Here is an 18,081-nt window from a genome sequence, read left to right as displayed (position 1 = left end):
ATAGGTGGAACCGGTGTCCCGCGTGCGGCCAACAACAGGGTGACCGCATGAGAGAGGACCGGCACGTGGTGGGTGTTCAGGAGTTACCTGAAACGCTGGACGACTCGGCGCTGATCGCGCAATCGATGAGTGATCCGGAACGTTTCGCGGCGCTGTTCGACCGGCACGCCGAAGAGATCCACCGGTACGCCGCCAGGCGCCTCGGCCCAGAGCCGGCCGAGGACGTGACAGGCGAGGTGTTCCTCGTCGCCTTCCGCGCCCGGGCGCGCTACGACCGCTCGTGGCCGGACGCCAGGCCCTGGCTGTACGGCATCGCCACCAAGGTCGTCGCCCAGCATCGCCGGGCGGAGCGACGGCGCATCCACGCGATGTCCAAGATGAGCGTGGAGCGGCCGGGCTCGTTCGACGACCGCAGCGCGGACCGGGTCACCGCCGAGCAGCTCCAGCCCAGGCTGGCGCGGGCGCTGACCCGGCTCAGCGCGGCGGAGCGAGACCTGCTGCTGCTGGTGGCGTGGGCGGACCTGACGTACGAGGACGCGGCGCTCGCGCTGGGCGTGCCGGTGGGCACGGTCCGGTCCAGGCTGCACCGGCTCCGCGTCAAGGTACGCCGGGCTCTTGGCGGCATCGATCCCTTCGCAGAGGAGCCCCAGGATGGATGACGAGATTCGGACGTTCGCGGACGGCCGGCCGGCCGCTCCGCCGTACCCGGAGGAAGCCCGCGCGAAGGCGCGCGAACGGTTGCTGCGCGAGGCCCGCGAGGGACGGGGCTTCCACTTTCCGAAACTGGGCTGGCAGGCCGTGGCCGCGTTCGGGGTGACGGTCGCTCTCGTCGGGGGCGTGGCCGTGGCCCTGTCGGCGCGGCAGCCGAAGCTGGGGGTGGCCACCTCGGCCACCCAGTCGGTGGCCGTGTCGGCGGATGAGCTGCGGCCCAGGCCCGGTCAGTTCATCCTGGTCGAGACCGAGGGCGTGATCAGCTCGACCTCGGCGGGCAGCGGTAGCGCGATCCGTTTCATGTCCCGGACGCACCGGAAGATCTGGCAGTCGGTCGACGCCAGTGCGGACGGCCTGCTGCTGATGGAAGGGCCGGAGCCGGCGCCACCCAAGGAGACGCCTGAGCGGACGCCCGCCAAGTGGGCACAGCTCCCCTCCTGCCCCGACCGGCTCGGGCGCTTCCGGGTCGACTACACCTACCTGAGCACGCTGCCCCCTGACCCGGCGATGATGCGGGACCTCCTCTACAAACGGGAGTCCGGTGGCAAGCGGGGCGCCGACGAGGTGGCGTTCACCGCGGTGGGTGACCTGCTCAGGGAGACGTACATGCCCAGGGCGCAGCGTGACGCGCTGTTCGAGGCCGCCAAGTCGATCCCGGGGGTACAGGTGGCCGAGGGGGTCAAGGACTTCGCCGGGCGCGAAGGAGTGGCGCTGGGCAGGGAGTCGGTGGGGACCCTGGAGCAGCTGATCTTCGATCGGGACACCCACGTGCTGCTTGGGGAACGGCGCACGGTCGTGGACGCCGAAGCCGCCGGCGCGCCGGCGGGCACCGAGCTCACCGCGACGGCTCAGCTGAAGGTGAGCGTCGTGGACCAGCTGCCGAAGCCGACGGGCACGGTGATCGAGTCCGCCGACTGCGCTCCGCAGCCCACCGCGACCCTCGAGCCCACCGATCAGCCGACCGACCAACCCACCGATCAGCCGACCGACCAACCCACCGATCGGCCGATCTACCAGCCGACCGATTCCGGCTCCACGGAGGATCCCACGGTCACTGACCCTCCGGCGTCGCCCAGCGACCTGCCGGAGGACCCGGCCGCGGGCCCCGCCGACGTCACCGCCACCGCGCAACCGGCGCCGATCAGCAGCGGCCCTGGATCCTAGGGCTTGGCGCTCTGGACGATCCGGGTGGCTTCGGCGCGTTCCTTGTCGAGTGTCTGGCGGACCTGGTCGAAATCGGCGGGGTGCTGTTTCAGGGCGGCGGTCTGGAGTTTCTCCTCCGCGCCGCGCCAGACCTCGACGAGGTCCGTCTCCTTCTTGCACGCGACGTCGGCGACCGCGGTGGCCGTTTCGGCTTTCGCCGAACCCGGGTCCTTCCACCGGTCGTCGGCGGCGGCGGCCAAGGGGTCGGCGTACTCTTTCTGGCCGCGGGTACGCATGCACGACCGCCACTTGTCGAAAGCTGCCCGGACATGGAGGTCCTTCGTCCGGGTCTGTTCGAAGATCTCCCGCTCCAGGCGCGTCAGCAGGGGCGACTCGGTGCCGTCGACGTAGACCCGGCGCATGCTGTCATCAAGGCAGTTGTTCGCCGCCGACCGTTCGGCCGCGTCGCGGTAGCCACCACGTGCCCGGTCCGCCCGGTCTCGTTCCTTCTCGACGGAGGTGAGCGGGGCGTGATAGCCCGTCCGCGTCGCGACCAAGGGCTCTATGACCCCGTAGCGGCGGCGGTTGGGTGCCTCGAGCACAGTGAACGCGGGCAGAGCCGGGCGGCTGTACCCCTTCTTCTGGAGGCACTGGGCGGCGAGAACCTCCGTTGCCCGCTCGACGAGTTCGATGTCCGTCTCGGTCCGCTTGTAGGCGTCGAACGGCAGGTGCAGCGCCTGCGCTTCGGCGGACGGGTCGATGACGGGCCGCTTGGTCGCTTCCGGGGCGGTCGAGGGGGCGGGAGCCGCGCACGCGGCGGTGGATACGAGCACCAGCGTCAGGCAGCCCCACGCCCACCGACCAGCCATCAGCCTACGTCGCAGGGGACTTTCCTGAACCAGACGGATTCGACGGTGTTGTCGAATCCGTTGTTGGTGAAGTCGCTGTCGTTGCTGCGCGGCTTCGCGTAGTACGTGACGCCGGTCCGGTTGTCACCGCTGTAGAGGTCGATACCGGAGTAGGACGCGTTCGCCATCGAGCTCGCCTGGTTCTCCAGAGCGCCCAGGTCGTCCCGTAGCTGGGTGGAACACGTGACGTCCTTACGCGCGCCCTGGTAGTCGTCGTGTTCCCAGAACGTGATGAGGTTTCTGCTGGCCATCGTCGCTTCGGCCGGGCTGACGGTGAGCACGGAGAACGACGTGACGAGCGCGATCCCTGCGGCCGCGAGTTTCTTCATCTGCCCTCTTCTATGGATAGGCGGAGCCGGCCCGCCAAGAGTCGCTGATCTTGGCAAGGGATCATACATATCCAGGACGAAGCGGACATGCCTTTCGGGCCGTACGGGAAGCGGCCGGTCGTACCGCGTCTCTAGCGGAACGAGGCGATCGTGTCGGCGAGCTGGTCGACCGCCCAGAGGAGATCCTCCTCGGAGATCACGATCGGCGGCGCCAGCCGGATCGTGGAGCCGTGGGTGTCCTTGGCCAGCACGCCGCGGGCCATCAGCTCCTTCGACACCTGGCGCCCGGTCGCCAGCGACGGGTCGATGTCGACGCCGGCCCACAGCCCGCGCCCGCGCACCGTGACCACGCCGTGGCCGATCAGCTCGCGCAGCCGCGCGTGCAGCACCTCGCCGAGCTCGGCGGCGCGGGACTGGTACTCGCCGGTGTTCAGGATCTCGATCACCGCGTTGCCGACCGCGCAGGCCAGCGGGTTGCCGCCGAACGTGGAGCCGTGCTGGCCCGGCTTGATCACGCCGAGCACGTCCTCGTTCGCGGCGATCGCCGAGACCGGTACGACGCCGCCGCCGAGGGCCTTGCCCAGGACGTACATGTCGGGCACGACGCCCTCGTGGTCGCAGGCGAACGTCTTGCCGGTGCGGCCGAGACCCGACTGGATCTCGTCGGCGATCATCAGGATCCCCTCGGCGGTGCACAGCTCCCGCACCTGCGTGAGGTAGCCGTCCGGCGGCACCAGCACCCCGGCCTCGCCCTGGATGGGCTCGAACAGCACCGCCACCGTGTTGGCGTCGACCGCCTCCCTGATCGCCTCGACCGTGCCGTACTTCACGATCCGGAAGCCCGGCGTGTAGGGGCCGAAATTGTCGCGGGCGTCGGGGTCGGTGGAGAAGCTGACGATCGTCGTCGTCCGGCCGTGGAAGTTGTCCTCCATCACGATGATGTTGGCCTGCTCCGGCTGGACGCCCTTGACCTCGTAGCCCCACTTGCGAGCCACCTTGATGGCGGTCTCGACGGCCTCGGCGCCGGTGTTCATCGGCAGGATCATGTCCTTGCCGGTGAGGTCGCCGAGCCCGGCGCAGAACGTGGCGAACTGGTCGTGGTAGAACGCACGGCTGGTCAGCGTCAGGTTCTTGAGCTGCTCCTGCGCTGCCTCGATGATCTTCGGGTTGCCGTGCCCGAAGTTGAGCGAGGAGTAGCCGGCCAGGCAGTCGAGGTATCGCTTGCCCTCGACGTCGGTCACCCAGGCGCCGTGGGCCTCGCGGATCACCACAGGCAGCGGGTGGTAGTTGTGCGCGCTGCGGCGCTCACTCACTTCGATCAGGTCCGTGGTGGTGCTCATCTCAGTTCTCCCCCCGGATTTCCAGTGTGCAGCACTTGGGGCCGCCGCCTGCTTTGCGCAGCTCCGACAGGTCGACGGGGATCGGCTCGTAGCCGCGCCGCTTGAGCTCCAGCTGGAGGTCGCCCGCCTCGGCGTTGATCACCACGTGGGTGCCGTCGCTGACCGCGTTCAGCCCGAGCACCTCGGCGTCGGCGTCGGTCGCCAGCACGGCGTCCGGGAACAGCCGGGCCAGCACCTCGCGGCTGCCCTCGGAGAAGGCGGCGGGGTAGTAGGCGACGTTGCGGCCGTCGATCGGGAACAGCGCCGTGTCGAGGTGGTAGAAACGCGGGTCCACCAGCGTCAGCGAGATCACCGGGCGGCCGGTGAACTCCTGCGCCTCCTGGTGCGCCGACAGGTTCGTACGGAAGCCGGTGCCGGCCAGGATGACGTCGTCGAGCGTGAGGAAGTCACCCTCGCCCTCGTTGACGTGGGCCGGCTCCTTGACCGGGAAACCGTTCTCGGTGAACCAGCGCAGGTAGGCCGGGCCCTCGGCGGAGCGCTGTGGGTAGGCGAACCTGGCGCCGTAGACGCGCCCGCCGACGACCAGGGCGCCGTTCGCGGCGAACACCATGTCGGGCAGCCCCTCGACGGGATCGATGAGGCTGACCTGGTGTCCGAGGCTCTGGTAAACCGATGTGAGGCCCTCCCACTGCCTGATCGCGAGATCGCGATCGGTGCTGGTCTCGGGATGCATCCACGGGTTGATCGCGTACTCGACCGTGAAGTATTCCGGGCGGCACATGAGGAAGTGTTTGGGCATGCAGGTCTCCGTCGGGGTCGTCGGGGAGTGTCCCCGAAGGGGACGAAGACAGCATAAGAATTTATGTTTGCGCAGGCCAAGGGGTTGACATTGCATGTACGCGCGGGTCTGTTGCGACTTTCAGCCGACGACCTGCGTTCTGTTGCGCTCATCCGGTACGGGACCCGCGAACGGGTCAGATCCGGCCTCGGCGCGGCCGGGGAGAGGGGCGTCGGGCACGGCTCCCGGCGGCAGGTCGACGAGCCGCGACAGCACGATCGAGCTCTTGGTCCGCACCACGAACGCCTCCGCGGCCAGCCGCTCGATCACCCGCTCGACGTGGCGCACATCGGTGGCCCGGATGTGCACCAGCGCGTCGGCCTCGCCGGTGATCGTGGCCGCCGCGACGACCTCCGGGCACTTGGCCACGGCCAGTGCGATGTCGGAGGGCTTGGTCTTGCCCTGGCAGAACAGCTCGACGTACGCCTCGGTGGTCCAGCCGAGCGCCTGCGGCGCCACCCGGGCGCTGAACCCGGTGATCGCCCCGGCCTCGCGCAGCCGGTCGACCCGGCGCTTCACGGCCGAAGCGCTCAGCCCGACCCGGTGCCCGATCTCCGCATAGGTCTGGCGGGCGTCGTCGACGAGCGCCGCGATGATGTCACGATCCAGCCGGTCCAGTTCCACGCGCTCTGTATACCGCCTGGCCAGGGTGGCGCGCGACGAGCGCGCAGGGGGAGACTGGGCGCTCGATCTTTGACCGGAGGATGCTGGACCCGTGAGCAGAGCAGCTTTTCCCGAGAATTTCGTCTGGGGAGTCTCGACGTCCGCCTACCAAATTGAGGGCGCCAACGTGGCCGACGGCCGCGGCCCGTCCATCTGGGACACCTTTTCGGATTCGCAGACCGCCTGCGATCATTACCATCGATATACCGAAGACGTCGGCCTGCTGAAAGACCTGGGCGTGACCGCCTACCGTTTCTCGGTCAGCTGGCCGCGGGTGGTTCCCGGCGGCTCGGGACGGGTCAACGCCGCCGGGCTCGATTTCTACGAGAAGCTGGTCGACGAGCTGCTCGGCGCGGGCATAACGCCTTACGCGACGCTTTACCACTGGGATCTGCCGCAGGCGCTGGAGGACGAGGGCGGCTGGGCCGTCCGCGACACGGCCCGTCATTTCGCCGATTACGCGCGGGTCGTGCACGACCGGCTGGGCGACCGCGTCGACACCTGGTTCACGCTCAACGAGCCGTGGGTGGCGGCCTTTCTCGGTTATGGCTCCGGCATTCACGCGCCGGGCCGCACCTCGCCGGCCGATGCCTTCAGAAGCGCGCACCACCTGCTGCTGGCCCACGGGCTGGCGACCGGCGCGCTGCGCGCCGCGGGCGCCTCGAAGGTGGGCCTGATACTCAACTTCGGGCCGGTCATGACGCCCGGCCAGGTCGGCGACCTGTCGATGGAGTTGGCCGAGGAGGACGCCGAGGCGGTGGCCAGGATCGACACCCTGATGCACCGGCAGTTCCTGGAGCCGGTGCTGCGTGGCGCGTACCCCGCCGACCTGCTCCCGCTCGTCGAGCGCACCGCGGGCCTCGACCACATCCACGAAGGCGACCTGGCCGACATCTCCCGGCCCATCGACCTGCTCGGCGTCAATTACTACGCGCCGACCGTGGTGCAGGCCCAGCCCAGCCAACCGGCCGATCCGGCATATCCGGGAAGCGCCGGAATTCTCTTCTGCACGGTGCCCACGGCGGTGACGGCCATGGGCTGGCCCATCGTCCCGAACGCCCTCCCGCTGCTTCTCCGCCGCCTTTCCCGCGAATATCCCGACACCCAGCTCATGATCACCGAGAATGGCGCCGACTTCGTGGACGTGATCACCGGGGACGGCATTCACGACGTCGACAGAATCAATTTCATCGAGGAACACCTGCGGGCCCTCCGGGTCTCCATCGAGGAGGGCGCACGGGTCGGCGGATATCTGCTCTGGTCGCTGCTCGACTGCCTGGAATGGGCCGACGGTTATCAGCGTAAATTCGGCGTCTATCACGTGGACTTCGCCACCCAGCGGCGGCGGCCGAAGGACAGCGCGTACTGGTTCCGCGACGTCATCAAGCGCAACGGCCTGGCCGAGAGCCGCCCGAAACGGCCCACGCTGGAGACCGTGGCCGCCCGCGCCGGGGTCTCCAGGGCTACGGTGTCCCGGGTGGTCAACGGAGAGGCCGCCGTCAGCTCGGATGTCCGCACGGCCGTGATGCAGGCCGTCCAGGAGTTGGGCTACGTTCCCAACGCGGCGGCCCGCAGCCTGGTCACCCGCCGTACGGACTCGATCGCGCTCGTCCTGTCCGTCCCCAGGCCGGGCGGCGAGGCCCTGACGGCGGCCGTCGTCCAGTACGTCACCAGCGTCCTGGAAGGGGCGGGCAAGCGGATCACGCTCATGGTCGCCGACACGGCGGAGAGCCATCGCCGCATCGTCCAGCACGCCGAGGCACGCCTGGTGGACGCAGTGATCCTCCTTCCGCCGTCCCCGGACAGGACGGACACGCTGACCGAACGGCTGATCCGCACCGGCCTGCCCACGGTCCTGCTGGGCAAGCCCTCCGTCGCCTCCCTCGTCCCCTACGTGGACGTCGACAATTCGGGCGGTGCGGCGGCGGTGACCGACCACCTCCTGTCCGCCGGCCGCCGCCACCTCGGCATCATCTGCGGCCCCCTGGACCTCGTCGCGATCCAGGACCGCCTGACCGGCCACCGGACCGCCCTCGAACGGGCCGGCCGCCACCCGTTGATCGCCACCGCCAACCTCACGACGCACTCGGGCGCGGCGGCGGCCCGGCAGCTCCTCGCGGACAACCCGCGCCTGGACGCGGTCTTCGCCACCACCGACCACCTGGCGATCGGCGCGCTGCGGGCGGCGCGTGAGGCGGGCCGCCGGGTTCCGGACGACCTGGCGATCGCCGGCTTCGACGACATAGAGGCCGCCTCCTGCACCACCCCGTCCCTCACCACGGTCCAGGCCCCGGTCGCCGACCAGGCCATGGCCCTGGCCAGGCTGCTCCTGTCGAGACTGGAAGGCAGGCACACCACCTCGGTCATCGTCCCGACCCGCCTCGTGGTGCGGGAATCCACGTAGCTCACCCTGCCCGGGCGGCGGACAAATGCGGCAAACGGCTTTCGGTAATCCCCAACGTTAGGTATTTCTCCCTATCGGCGGTTCTCCCATTCTGAAAAGGCAAGCGCGGCCCTCGCCAACGGGCGGGCCGGGAGATCCCATCGAGAAAAGGGAGTCCCACAGAAATGTCACAATTCACCACCGAAGAGCAGAATCAGCTGGCCGCCTTCCTCCATGACCTCGATGCCGCGCCGAACCTGCACGCGTCTGTCGGTGCCTCGCTGGAAATGCCGTCGTCGCCCGGTCCGGGCGGCCTCGGCCAGCGTGTCGCCAGTGCCGCGGGGATCGGGCTGCCGCCGCTGGCGGCCGATGGATCGATCATCGGTCCCTTTGACGCGCGGATCGGGTTCAGGGATGGGGTCGCCGTGGGCGGCTGGGCGAACCTGGCCCTGCACGACACCGGCTCGTACAACTTCAGCGGCCATTTCCATGTGTCCGGCGCGATCAGTTACGACACGTCGTTCATCTGGGCGGTCAGGGACTTTCTCGAGCCCAACCCCAACATTTACACCTTCGCGCACACCGGGCGGGTGCACGGCACCTTCGAGCCCGGTTCGCGGGACGACGACTGGGGCAAGTCCGAGATCCTGCCCGCTCTGCACGACGGCTGGGCCGACCTGAGCCGGCGTTGGGCCTGGCGCTGGGAGGCCAGGGTCAACGCCGATTTCGGGGTCTTCCTGGACGCCATCATCAAGGTGGTCGCCGCCGGCCAGGCGATCGGCAGGGTCATCTCGGTCGTGGCCTGACCTGAGTCCGCGAAAAACCAGAAAACCGGTCTGCTGTACCGGCGGGTGCACAACGGTGTGCGCCGGCAGTCGGGGGCCGGTACGGATACACGAGAACCCCGGCCACCGTGCCGGGGTTCTCGCGTATTACTTCTCCAGCGCCTCGGCGAGATGGGGAAAGACTTTGGACACCTTGGCGAGGAGATAGTCCCCATAGGTGCCGCTGAACGCCCGCAGGTCCTGCCCGTCCCAGCGCGCCCGCCCGCCAGGTGTGTACGGAAGCGGCGGCACCTCACAGTCCCACCCGGGATCGAAGAAGAACGGATAGCTGAGGCGCTCGTTCCCGCTCAGATTGCGCACCCGGTGCGGAGTGGATCGATAGAGGCCCCCGGTCAGCTTGTCCAGCATGTCGCCGATGTTGCACACGAACGTGCCAGGCAGCGGCGGCGCGTCGATCCAGCCGCGCGTCGTGTGGACCTGGAGGCCGCCGTTGCCGTCCTGGAGGAGGAGGGTGAGCAGGCCGTAGTCGGTGTGCTCCCCGACACCCCACGCGTCGGTCTCGTCCGGCGCCGCGGGCGGGTAGTGAAATATCCGGAAAAGAATGGTCGGATCGGCGGTATAGCCGGCGCGGAAATAGTCCTCGCGCAAATCCAGGCTGAGCGCGATCCCCGACATGACCGCCTGGGCGACGCCGGTCATCGTGCCGAGATAGTCCAGTACGGCCGCGCGCAGCTCCGGCATCTGCTCGGGGAACAGGTTGGGGCCGCGCAGCGGAAGGTCGCTCTTCGGTTCCTCGGCACCGAAGTAGACGCCTTCCTTCTGGTCCGGGCGGCCCGAGGTCAGCTCGCCGCCGACCGGGAAGAAGCCGCGCCAGGCCCGGCCGCCGCGCTCCATCGAGATCTCGTTCTTCACCTCGACCGGCAGCTCGAAGAACCTCCTGGCGGCCGCGTCGAGGCGGCCGACGAGCTCGGGCGTGACCCCGTGGCCCGAGACGTAGAAGAAGCCGCTGTCCCGGCAGGCGGCGCCGATCCGCTCCGCGACGGCATCCGTCTCCCGAGAGCCGGAGAGAAGCGGCGAGATGTCGATCACCGGCAATTCGCTCACCCCGCCATTGTTCCGCATATCCGGCGATTAGCATCGAAAGACAGGACCGCGTTGGAGGCTGTATGCGCTTCACTCGCCGGCACGAGCACAACCACGGGCATGAATCCGACGAGCCAGGACAAGTCACTCGTCTCGCCCCCGCCGTCGCCTATGACGGAGACCTCTACCACCTGCCCGACTGGGCGCAGCGCCGCCGCGAGGAACGCGAACTGGGCCGCGCCCACGCCACCGACGGCCAGATCGACACGCTCACCCTCGAAACCGGCAGCGTGCCACGCTTCCACGAGCTGGAGGACGAGCGCCTGGCCGAACTGGCCCAGATCGAGCACCTCACCGAGCGGGAGATCCAGCAGGCCCGCGCCGAGTTCGAGACGCAGAAGATCAAGCTGACCGAGTCGCAGCGCGCGTTCGGCGAGATCCGCCAGGCGCTCGACGACAGCCAGCGCCGGGTCCGGGAGCTGGAACAGCCGAGCAGGCGCCCCGGCGACGGCCGCCCGAGCTCCATCGCGCTGTCCGGCAGCCGCTGGCCCGTCGTCCGCCGCTGGCTGCCCGCCGCGCTGCTCCTGCTGCTTCTGCTGATCGTCGAGGTGCCCATCCTGTACCAGGTGATCCTGAACTGGGGCGACAGCGTGGCGATGACCGCCCTGCTCGCGGCGGGCGCCGCGTTGATCATGCTGGTCGCCCCGCACATGTACGGGAGGACGTTCCGGGCATGGCAGGAGAACGGCAGCCCCGCCAAGGGACGCTGGCTGCTGATCGCCGTCGCGCTCGTCTGGCTCGGCCTGATCGTCGCCGTGGCCGTGCTCCGCCGGGAGGCCCTGGTCAGGCCGCTGGTCGTCGACGGCCAGGAGATCGGCCCCACCTCCTCCGGCGTCGGCCTCCTGCCCACCATGATCCTGCTGCTCGCCCTGCTGGTCGCCACCGCGCTGATCGCCGCCGACCTGGGGCGCAGGATGCACAACCCCAACGACCGCCGGCTGCGCGAGCTCCGCGCCAAGCGTGACGCCGAGGCCCTGGCCTGCGCCGCCGCCCAGGCCGACTACCAGCGAGACGCCGGTTACGCCGAGAGCGTCGCCCAGTACCTGCAGGCGGTCGACCGGCGGCTGGCCAGTAGGACACGGCAGCTCGACAGCGGCTTCGACAGCCTCGGCAGCGCGTACCTGGGCGGCGTGGTCGAAGGGCTGCACGACCCGGAGGCGGCCAGCTGGGCCGAACGCATCGTGGCCAGGCGCCGCGCCGCAGACACCCGCGGCGCCTGACCGTGGTGGTCACGTCGTCGAGAAAGTGAACCAGTTGACGTTGACGAAGTCAGCCGGTTGGCCGCTGCTGAACGTCAGGTAGACCGTGTGCGTTCCGGTCACCCCGGAGATGTTCGCGGGAACCGTCCGCCAGCTCTGCCAGCCGCCCGTGTTGGCCAGCGCGAAGTCGCCGATCGGCGTCGCCGTGGGGCTGTCGAGCCGCACCTGGACCAGCCCGCTCACCCCGCCCGCCGCCCCCGACGCCACCCTGGCCTTGAACTGCCTGGCGGCCTCGGAGCCGAAGTTCACCCCGTCGAAGCGGAGCCAGTCGCCGTTGGCGATGGCGCCGACGTTCTGCCCGCCGCCCGTGTCCGTGGTGGTCTCGACGATGGTGCCCGACTGGGCCTGGTAGCTCTCGGCCTGGATGGTCGAGCGGGCGTCGACCCCGCCGGGCGGGGTGGGTGTGACGGTCGGCGTCGGTCCCGTGCTGCCGCTCTGCCATACCGCCACGTAGTCGACGACCATCGGCCGTCCCGGCACGGTGGCCGCGGTCGGCGTCGCGCTGCCGGCCAGCGCGTCCGGGAACGCCCCGCCCATGGCCACGTTGAGCAGCAGGAAGTAGCCGGCGTGCCCGGTCATGTTGGCCCAGGTCCCGGCGTCGAGCTGGCTCTGGCTCACGCTGTGGAACTGCTGGCCGTCCACGTACCAGCGCAACTGGTTGGGACTCACGCTGCGGTCCCATTCGAAGCGGTACGTGTGGAAGGCCTCCTGGCACGTCGAGCCGGGGCAGGCGCGGCTGGCGCCCAGGCCGGTGGTCTCGTTGCACGGGCCGCCGGGGTTCACGCCGCAGTGGAGCACGCCCCAGACAGAGTTGATGCCGTTGACGTTCTCCATGATGTCGAACTCGCCGATGCCCGGCCAGTTCCAGTAGTTGCCCCGGTACGGCTGGCCGAGCGCCCAGAACGCCGGCCAGTAGCCGAGGGCGGACTGACCCGTCACGTTCGGCATCTGGATGCGGCCCTCGATGCGCAGCACCCGCCCGTCGGCCGGCTTGAAGTCGGCCCGGGTGGTCTCGACGCGCGCCGACGTCCATTCGCCGGAGCTGCTGCGCTGGGGCGTGATCCGCAGGTTCCCGGAGCCGTCGAGGCCGAGGTTCGAGGAGGCGGCCGTGTAGTTCTGGATCTCACCGGTGCCCCAGTTGCCCGGTCCGCCCGGGTAGCCGTGTCCGGTGTCCACGATCCAGTTGGCCGATGAGGGCGGCGCGCCCGCGCTGCCGTTGAAGTCGTCCGACCAGACCAGGGACCAGCCGGAAGGTGTTGGGGGCACGGCCGCGGCAGCGCTCACGGCCACGTGCACGAGGAGGGCGGCGAGCACCGCCAGCGCCACGGCGACCGCCGCCAGGCGCCTGCGACTCGGGGTTTGTGTTGCCATTCCTTGCTCCTGGGGGATGCGGAGGCTGAGGAGGTTGTGAGAGAGCGCTCTCTCACGAGACGTAAACACAGGTGTAATGCCCTGTCAACGAACGGCACGACAGGCTTGACGGCTCGCTGAAAAGGCCCGTGTAGTGCGGGGCGGCGCGTTCGCGTCCTACAGCAGGTCGACCGGGCTCGCCCCCGCCGCCTCGAACGTCTCCTTCCAGAAGTCCTCCAGCAGCGGGAACCGGTCGGGGCTCGCCGTCTTCTCCCGCAGGAACCCGTGCACGACCACCCCGTAGCCGGCCAGGTCCGGCATCAGCTGCGAGGCCCGCAACTGCTTGGCCTTCTGCGCGCGGGCGGCCTCGCTCAGGTCCAGCTTGTTGATGTTCAGCTCGCCCCGGTTGTTGATGAGGTCGCTGAACACGATGATCTGATGTGCCTTGTCCGGCTGCCGCTGGGCGCTCATCTGCTTGACCAGGTACCGGAGCGCACCCAGCACGTCCGACCCCTCGCCCTCGGTCGGGCAGTCGAACAGCGCGACCGCCCGGGGGAGCACCTCGGTGATGCGATGGGTCCGGATGCGGTCTTCGACGACGGGGTTCGCGTTGGGGTTCTCGGCCTTGGTGGCCGCGATGGACACCGGGTCCTGGCGGCACGTACTGCTCTCGGAGCTCCCGGTCACGGCGGCGAACGCGATCCAGTCGCAGCCCTGGGCGAAGGCGGGCAGCTTGGAGGTGACGTCACTGCGGGAGGTCGCCGGGTCGGCATAGCTGGTGGAGTCGACGACCACCCCGCACACGGCCTTCGCCTCGGTCCCGCACCCGCTGACCCCCGCCCCTAACAGCACCACGACCCCTGCGGCAGCCACCCCGCGCCGCACCCTCCCCTTCCTCGCCCCGACGACCGGAGGCGCGGGCGCCCGCGTAAGAGACGCCCCCCGAGACCGGGCCTCGCCGCCACCTCCGTCCGTCATCGCCTTCCTCCAGCCCCCGTGTCGTCACGGTCGGGTCCGGCCGTCCGGTCGGGTCCAGCCCCATGGCCGGGTCCGAATACCCGGCCCGGTCCAGCCTCGCGATCACGGCCGGTCCCGCGATCACGGTCGTCGCCACCCAGGCCGGAGCCGACGTCTGGATCGAGGCCGGCATCCGATCCGAGGCCGGCATCCGAACCAAGGTCAGCGTCCGAACCAAGGCCGGCATCCGAACCAAGGTCAGCGTCCGAACCAAGGTCGGCATCGGGCTCTAAGTCGGCGTCGATAACGACGTCGGCGCCTGGGGCCGCGTCCCGGGGGAGTGCGCGTCGTGGCTCGCCTGGCAGTGCCCGAGGCGCGACCACCTCGGCATGCCACACCTCGATCCGCGCCTCGACCTCCTCCATGATCCGTCCGATCTCCTCCCGCCCGGAGACCGCGGCCGCACTGTCCCCCGAGGAGTCCATCGCGATGACCTCGCCCTTCCACAGCGCCGGGATCTCTTCCTTGCGCGGATGAGCCCGCATCACCCCACCCCGATAAGCGGCGATGAGCTGCTCGGCCCTGGCATGCACGGTCTCCACCGCATGGTTGCGTTCGATCAGCGCGCTCTCCCACTCCTGCGTGAGCCGCTCGATCTGCGCCCTGGCCCGATGAACCGTGTCACCGGCCTCCTGCACCACCGCCTTACGCCGCGCCTCGGCCCGCCGCCGCCGGGCCTCCGCGATGGAGATGAAGGCATCCTCATCGCCCGCCGAAGCGGCAGCGCCCGGATCACCCGCCGGCCCGGCACCCTTGGCGCCGTCCGCGTGATCGTCCGCGTGACCGTGCGCGTGGCCGTGCGCCTGGCCGGGCCCGTGGCCGTACGCCTGGCCGTTGGCGTGATCGGTGATCGGCCGCAGATCGGCCCGCCCCAGCTCGCGCAGGATCGTCTCCCGAGCCCCCACCGCCCGCTCAAGCAGCGCGGTCCTGGTGGCCGCCAGCCGCCGATCAACCTCGGTGACGCGCTCACGCGCCCGAGCCCGCACCTCGGTCACGTACGAAGGCTGGAACTCCGGATCCGTGAATTCCCCAAGCGGATGCTCCCGGGCATCCCGCATCCCCTGCCGACGCGCTTCCTCCCGCTCGGCCGGCGGATCGCCCGCCCCCCACTTGAACAGCCGCGACAAGAACGCCATCCGCGCCTCCCGGCACAGAACCGCTGCCGACTAGGGTGCCCTGGTTACCCACCATAATCGCTCGAATCTGAACTCGCCGGGCCCCGGCATTCCACGTCGTCAGGCCAGATCATGCAGCCCGGTGAGGAAGGAACTCGATGGTCAGGTCCGCGTCCAGCGCGGCGGCCAGCCGCCGCAGGGATGCCACGGTGATGTTGCCACCACCTGTCTCCAAACGGGACACCTGCGGCTGAGTCATCCCCGCACGCTCAGCCAGCTCCGTCTGCGACAAACCAAGAGCGACGCGCCGGTCGTAGACAAGCTGGCCAAGTCGCTGCTCAGCTTCTGCCTCTTCGTAAAACCTCGCGTACTCGGGGTCGTTCACCTCGCCGGCGAGGCGGCGATGCCGGGTCGTCTGCCACTTACTGTGCCCGCTCACAGATCCTCCTTGAACTCTCTGTGGTACGCCTGACGCGCCGGACCATGATCACTCTCGCAGGCGACCTGCGCCCGCTCCGCTCGGTCGATCTGCGTCGTCTCCTTGCGCCTGGTCTTGTAGAACGCCGTCAACAACACAACCCGGCAGCCAGGAGCCAGCCACTACGTGATGCGTGCCTCGCGGCGTGACAACGTCAACCGCCGCTCACGCACCTTGCCTCGCAGGTGTTTGGAGTAGGGTTCGTCCAGCGTGAGCGAGGTCTACTAACGTGCGCGGACACAAAACACCACCCCCGCATGACACACAGGGGTGGTGCAAGGGAGGACGAAAGTCAGCCCTTCTCGGCCTCGCCGGTGGCTTGTTCGAGGGCGTCCTCCGGGGAGGCCTCCAGGTCCTGTTCGGCGTCGGCGCCCGCCTGGGCGGAGGCCTTGTCGAGGCGGACCCAGCTGGTCACGCTCTCCACCGCGAACAGCACGAACAGGTACGCCGTCAGCACCGCCAGCACCGCTGGCAGCCAGCCCAGGGCCGCGCCCACGCCGATGATCAGCAGCCGCAGCTCCCAGCCGAGCCCCGCGTGGAAGACCCAGGCGGGCGGCCAGATGCTCTGCCGCGTCCGGTAGACGGTGTCGTACGTGTGATAACCCACCACGTACACGAGCACGAACAGCAGCCACTTCGGCACGTCGGCCGCCAGCCCCACGGCGATGATCGTGAGGAACTCGGCGCCGCGCAGCAGCGGCGGGGTGAGCCAGTCGAGACGGCCCAGGTGATCGCGGGGTGCGGTCGGCAGCACCAGCAGGAGCACGAGCAGCGGTGGCACGAGCAGGATCGGGCCACCGGATTTCAGCACCCCGGAGACCGTGATGGCCACGATCGCCAGCAGGGCGATGAGCGTGGCCGGCACCGGCGGGATGCCCTTGCCGATGCGGCCGGCCAGCGCGTGGACGAGGGGGCCGTCGTCGCGGTAGGCGAGGAGGCGGGCGGTCTGGATGCGGCGGCGTTCCTCGTCGGGATCCGGCGTGGGGGTGCCTGCGGCCAGTGGTGCGGTGATCATGCGAGCGACCTCATGAGGCGTCCGGTGAGGGTGTAGGCGGCGGCGACGGAGCCCCAGATCACCAGCGTGAGGAAGGTGATGCGGGCGTCGAAGAGGGCGGCGGTGATCGCGATGGCCGCGAACCGCTCGCCGATGGGGAAGACGATCATCTTACGCGCCCAGTGCACCGCTTTGAACCGCCCGGCGCGGCTCCACATCTTGAGTACGCCGCGAATGCCCTGGCTGCGCTCCACCTTACGACGCTCCAGCGCCTTGCGAAGAGCGCGGTCGTCGGGGGCGTCCAGGGGAAGCGTGGGCAGCTGGGCGGGCGGCTTGCGGCGGTTGGAGATGCCGAAGGAGAAGTCGAGCAGGTGGCGGGTGGACTGCAGGCCGAGCGCCGCCAGCGCGAGGATCCAGATGTCGTCGCTGTTGCCCGACACGACCCAGCCGACGGCGAGGCCGGCGAAGACGACGTACTCCTTGAACCGGTCGAAGGTGGCGTCAAGCCACGCGCCGAGCACACCGAACTTGCGGGCGTAGCGGGCGACCTGGCCGTCGACGCAGTCGAAGACGAAGGCGAAGTAGATCAGCACCCCACCCGCCACCATCCACGGCCGCTCGCCGGTGGCGAAGCAGGCCGCGGCCAGCACGCCGAGCGTGATCGAGATGAGCGTGACCTGGTTGGGCGTCAGGCCCCGCCGGGCGGCCCAGCGGGCGATGAAGCGGGAGTAGGTGGAGACGAAGTAGGTGGTGAAGAAACCGTCCGCGCCCTTGACCGCGTTGTCGAGCCTGGCCCGGTCCTCGTCGATGCCGGACATCTCGGTGGCGGCCTCGTTGACCTCCTCCTGGGTGGTGACCCGGCGGTAGAAGAGGTCGCGGCGGCCGCGGATGCCGACGGACACGCCGTTGCGGACCAGGCCGAAGACGACCAGCTGGATCAGGTCGTCGTCGGCGCCGAACGCGTCGGCCATGCCGGCGAGCTCGCGGCAGGTCTCGGCCAGCAGGGGAGCGTTCTTGGCGCTCACGTGCAGGGGGCCGAGCAGTGCCGTGTTGGGCCTGGTCACCGCGTGGTTGGCGGTGCCGACGGAGATGACGCGGGACTTCCCGGCGCGTGCGCGGACGGGCAGCCCTTCGAGGGTGTTGAGCCCGATCTCCGGCTCCGCCTCGTCGATCGGGACGATCTCCTCCTGCGCCTGATCGTCGGTCTCCGGACGCGGCTCCTTGGCGACGAGGGCCAGCGCACCGCGCTTGGCCTTGGTGATCTGGTAGATCAGCTCGTCGTGGATGATCGAGTTGTCCGGGATCAGGAACAGGTTCTCCGTCGCGGACTCGGCGACGTCGGCCAGCGCGCGCAGTGCGGTGGCCAGGTCGCCGGGCTCGATCGTGGCCGGCTGCGGATCCAGGGAGAGGATCTGGCTGCGCAGCCGTTCGGCCACGGTGGTATTGCCAGGCAGCGCGGCCAGCCTCAGGCCGGTCGGAGCGGTGTCAGGGCCGGGCGAAGAGCCCAGCAGGACCACGCGGGTCATGACTCCCTTTCGAGGCGGTTGCGGGGGGTTGAACAACGGGTAGAGCGGGGACGGACGTCAAAGTCTAGTGAGGGTTGCGCAAAGTCGCTCCATCCGAGG

General features: G+C 69.6%; 17 protein-coding genes. 5 read left to right on the top strand and 12 right to left on the bottom strand.

Translation table 11 applies throughout. The features are described 5' to 3' along the window. Positions 1–47: 47 nt before the first annotated feature. Both KME78_RS04735 and KME78_RS63940 read left to right on the top strand, forming a co-directional pair. Positions 48–659, top strand: a complete 612-nt coding sequence (locus KME78_RS04735; RefSeq protein WP_219527500.1) for an RNA polymerase sigma factor — start codon at positions 48–50, stop codon at positions 657–659. Then, positions 652–1,875, top strand: a complete 1,224-nt coding sequence (locus KME78_RS63940) for a CU044_5270 family protein (protein ID WP_246650392.1) — start codon at positions 652–654, stop codon at positions 1,873–1,875. The genes KME78_RS04735 and KME78_RS63940 overlap by 8 nt, the downstream gene beginning before the upstream one ends. Here the strand turns inward: KME78_RS63940 and KME78_RS04725 are convergent. The 5 genes from KME78_RS04725 to KME78_RS04705 form a co-directional block, all read right to left on the bottom strand. Continuing rightward, positions 1,872–2,723, bottom strand: a complete 852-nt coding sequence (locus KME78_RS04725; protein ID WP_219527499.1) for a hypothetical protein — start codon at positions 2,721–2,723, stop codon at positions 1,872–1,874. The genes KME78_RS63940 and KME78_RS04725 overlap by 4 nt on opposite strands. Then, the gene (locus KME78_RS04720; RefSeq protein ID WP_219527498.1) at positions 2,723–3,091 is read right to left on the bottom strand and encodes a hypothetical protein; all 369 of its coding nucleotides are present in this window, start codon (positions 3,089–3,091) and stop codon (positions 2,723–2,725) included. Before KME78_RS04720 ends, KME78_RS04725 begins: the two co-directional genes overlap by 1 nt. Before the next feature lie 131 nt (positions 3,092–3,222). Continuing rightward, positions 3,223–4,431, bottom strand: a complete 1,209-nt coding sequence (rocD, locus tag KME78_RS04715; protein ID WP_219527497.1) for an ornithine--oxo-acid transaminase — start codon at positions 4,429–4,431, stop codon at positions 3,223–3,225. Position 4,432: 1 nt separating this feature from the next. Then, a complete protein-coding gene (gene ddaH, locus KME78_RS04710; RefSeq protein WP_219527496.1) occupies positions 4,433–5,230 on the bottom strand; it encodes a dimethylargininase in 798 nt (265 codons plus the stop codon). 120 nt (positions 5,231–5,350) lie between these two features. Next, complete coding sequence (locus KME78_RS04705; protein WP_372454870.1) at positions 5,351–5,893, bottom strand: Lrp/AsnC family transcriptional regulator; 543 nt, start codon at positions 5,891–5,893, stop codon at positions 5,351–5,353. A gap of 91 nt (positions 5,894–5,984) precedes the next feature. Between KME78_RS04705 and KME78_RS67010 the strand changes: the two genes are divergently transcribed. Continuing rightward, positions 5,985–8,336, top strand: a complete 2,352-nt coding sequence (locus tag KME78_RS67010; RefSeq protein WP_219527495.1) for a GH1 family beta-glucosidase — start codon at positions 5,985–5,987, stop codon at positions 8,334–8,336. Between the two features lie 164 nt (positions 8,337–8,500). Then, entirely contained in the window at positions 8,501–9,121 is a 621-nt protein-coding gene (locus KME78_RS04695) for a hypothetical protein (RefSeq protein ID WP_219527494.1), read from the top strand. Positions 9,122–9,247: 126 nt separating this feature from the next. Here the strand turns inward: KME78_RS04695 and KME78_RS04690 are convergent, their stop codons facing one another. Further along, the gene (locus KME78_RS04690; protein WP_219527493.1) at positions 9,248–10,204 is read right to left on the bottom strand and encodes an isopenicillin N synthase family dioxygenase; all 957 of its coding nucleotides are present in this window, start codon (positions 10,202–10,204) and stop codon (positions 9,248–9,250) included. Between the two features lie 62 nt (positions 10,205–10,266). On the opposite strand from KME78_RS04690, the gene KME78_RS04685 reads away from it, so the two are divergent. Further along, positions 10,267–11,463: a hypothetical protein gene (locus KME78_RS04685; protein WP_219527492.1), complete on the top strand. Its 1,197-nt coding sequence runs from the start codon at positions 10,267–10,269 to the stop codon at positions 11,461–11,463. Positions 11,464–11,472: 9 nt separating this feature from the next. Here KME78_RS04685 and KME78_RS04680 read toward each other — a convergent pair whose 3' ends face one another. The 6 genes from KME78_RS04680 to KME78_RS65930 all read right to left on the bottom strand — a co-directional run bounded on the left by KME78_RS04680 (position 11,473) and on the right by KME78_RS65930 (position 17,982). Further along, a complete protein-coding gene (locus KME78_RS04680; protein WP_219527491.1) occupies positions 11,473–12,873 on the bottom strand; it encodes a glycoside hydrolase family 16 protein in 1,401 nt (466 codons plus the stop codon). 156 nt (positions 12,874–13,029) lie between these two features. Further along, positions 13,030–13,725: a hypothetical protein gene (locus KME78_RS04675; RefSeq protein ID WP_219527490.1), complete on the bottom strand. Its 696-nt coding sequence runs from the start codon at positions 13,723–13,725 to the stop codon at positions 13,030–13,032. A 101-nt stretch (positions 13,726–13,826) separates the two neighbouring features. Next, positions 13,827–15,005: a hypothetical protein gene (locus tag KME78_RS04670; protein WP_219527489.1), complete on the bottom strand. Its 1,179-nt coding sequence runs from the start codon at positions 15,003–15,005 to the stop codon at positions 13,827–13,829. A 109-nt stretch (positions 15,006–15,114) separates the two neighbouring features. Then, entirely contained in the window at positions 15,115–15,423 is a 309-nt protein-coding gene (locus KME78_RS63925; RefSeq protein WP_308126806.1) for a helix-turn-helix domain-containing protein, read from the bottom strand. A gap of 331 nt (positions 15,424–15,754) precedes the next feature. Beyond that, positions 15,755–16,477, bottom strand: coding sequence for a DUF5941 domain-containing protein (locus KME78_RS65935; protein ID WP_219527488.1), 723 nt, complete (start codon positions 16,475–16,477; stop codon positions 15,755–15,757). Then, on the bottom strand, positions 16,474–17,982 hold the full coding sequence (locus KME78_RS65930) for a CDP-alcohol phosphatidyltransferase family protein (protein WP_219527487.1): 1,509 nt from the start codon (positions 17,980–17,982) through the stop codon (positions 16,474–16,476). Before KME78_RS65930 ends, KME78_RS65935 begins: the two co-directional genes overlap by 4 nt. Positions 17,983–18,081 lie beyond the last annotated feature (99 nt).

This window comes from Nonomuraea guangzhouensis, assembly GCF_019396345.1.
In the GTDB taxonomy this organism is placed as follows: domain Bacteria; phylum Actinomycetota; class Actinomycetes; order Streptosporangiales; family Streptosporangiaceae; genus Nonomuraea; species Nonomuraea guangzhouensis.
Note: the sequence above shows the minus strand (reverse complement) of the source record. Positions and strands in the feature narration are given on the sequence as shown.

Excerpts from the sequence above, each read along its gene's own strand:
- KME78_RS04735 (WP_219527500.1), top strand. The coding sequence starts at position 48 with ATGAGAGAGGACCGGCACGTGGTGGGTGTTCAGGAGTTACCTGAAACG.
- KME78_RS63940 (WP_246650392.1), top strand. The coding sequence starts at position 652 with ATGGATGACGAGATTCGGACGTTCGCGGACGGCCGGCCGGCCGCTCCG.
- KME78_RS04725 (WP_219527499.1), bottom strand. The coding sequence starts at position 2,723 with ATGGCTGGTCGGTGGGCGTGGGGCTGCCTGACGCTGGTGCTCGTATCC.
- KME78_RS04720 (WP_219527498.1), bottom strand. The coding sequence starts at position 3,091 with ATGAAGAAACTCGCGGCCGCAGGGATCGCGCTCGTCACGTCGTTCTCC.
- rocD (WP_219527497.1), bottom strand. The coding sequence starts at position 4,431 with ATGAGCACCACCACGGACCTGATCGAAGTGAGTGAGCGCCGCAGCGCG.
- ddaH (WP_219527496.1), bottom strand. The coding sequence starts at position 5,230 with ATGCCCAAACACTTCCTCATGTGCCGCCCGGAATACTTCACGGTCGAG.
- KME78_RS04695 (WP_219527494.1), top strand. The coding sequence starts at position 8,501 with ATGTCACAATTCACCACCGAAGAGCAGAATCAGCTGGCCGCCTTCCTC.
- KME78_RS04685 (WP_219527492.1), top strand. The coding sequence starts at position 10,267 with ATGCGCTTCACTCGCCGGCACGAGCACAACCACGGGCATGAATCCGAC.
- KME78_RS04680 (WP_219527491.1), bottom strand. The coding sequence starts at position 12,873 with ATGGCAACACAAACCCCGAGTCGCAGGCGCCTGGCGGCGGTCGCCGTG.
- KME78_RS04670 (WP_219527489.1), bottom strand. The coding sequence starts at position 15,005 with ATGGCGTTCTTGTCGCGGCTGTTCAAGTGGGGGGCGGGCGATCCGCCG.
- KME78_RS65935 (WP_219527488.1), bottom strand. The coding sequence starts at position 16,477 with ATGATCACCGCACCACTGGCCGCAGGCACCCCCACGCCGGATCCCGAC.
- KME78_RS65930 (WP_219527487.1), bottom strand. The coding sequence starts at position 17,982 with ATGACCCGCGTGGTCCTGCTGGGCTCTTCGCCCGGCCCTGACACCGCT.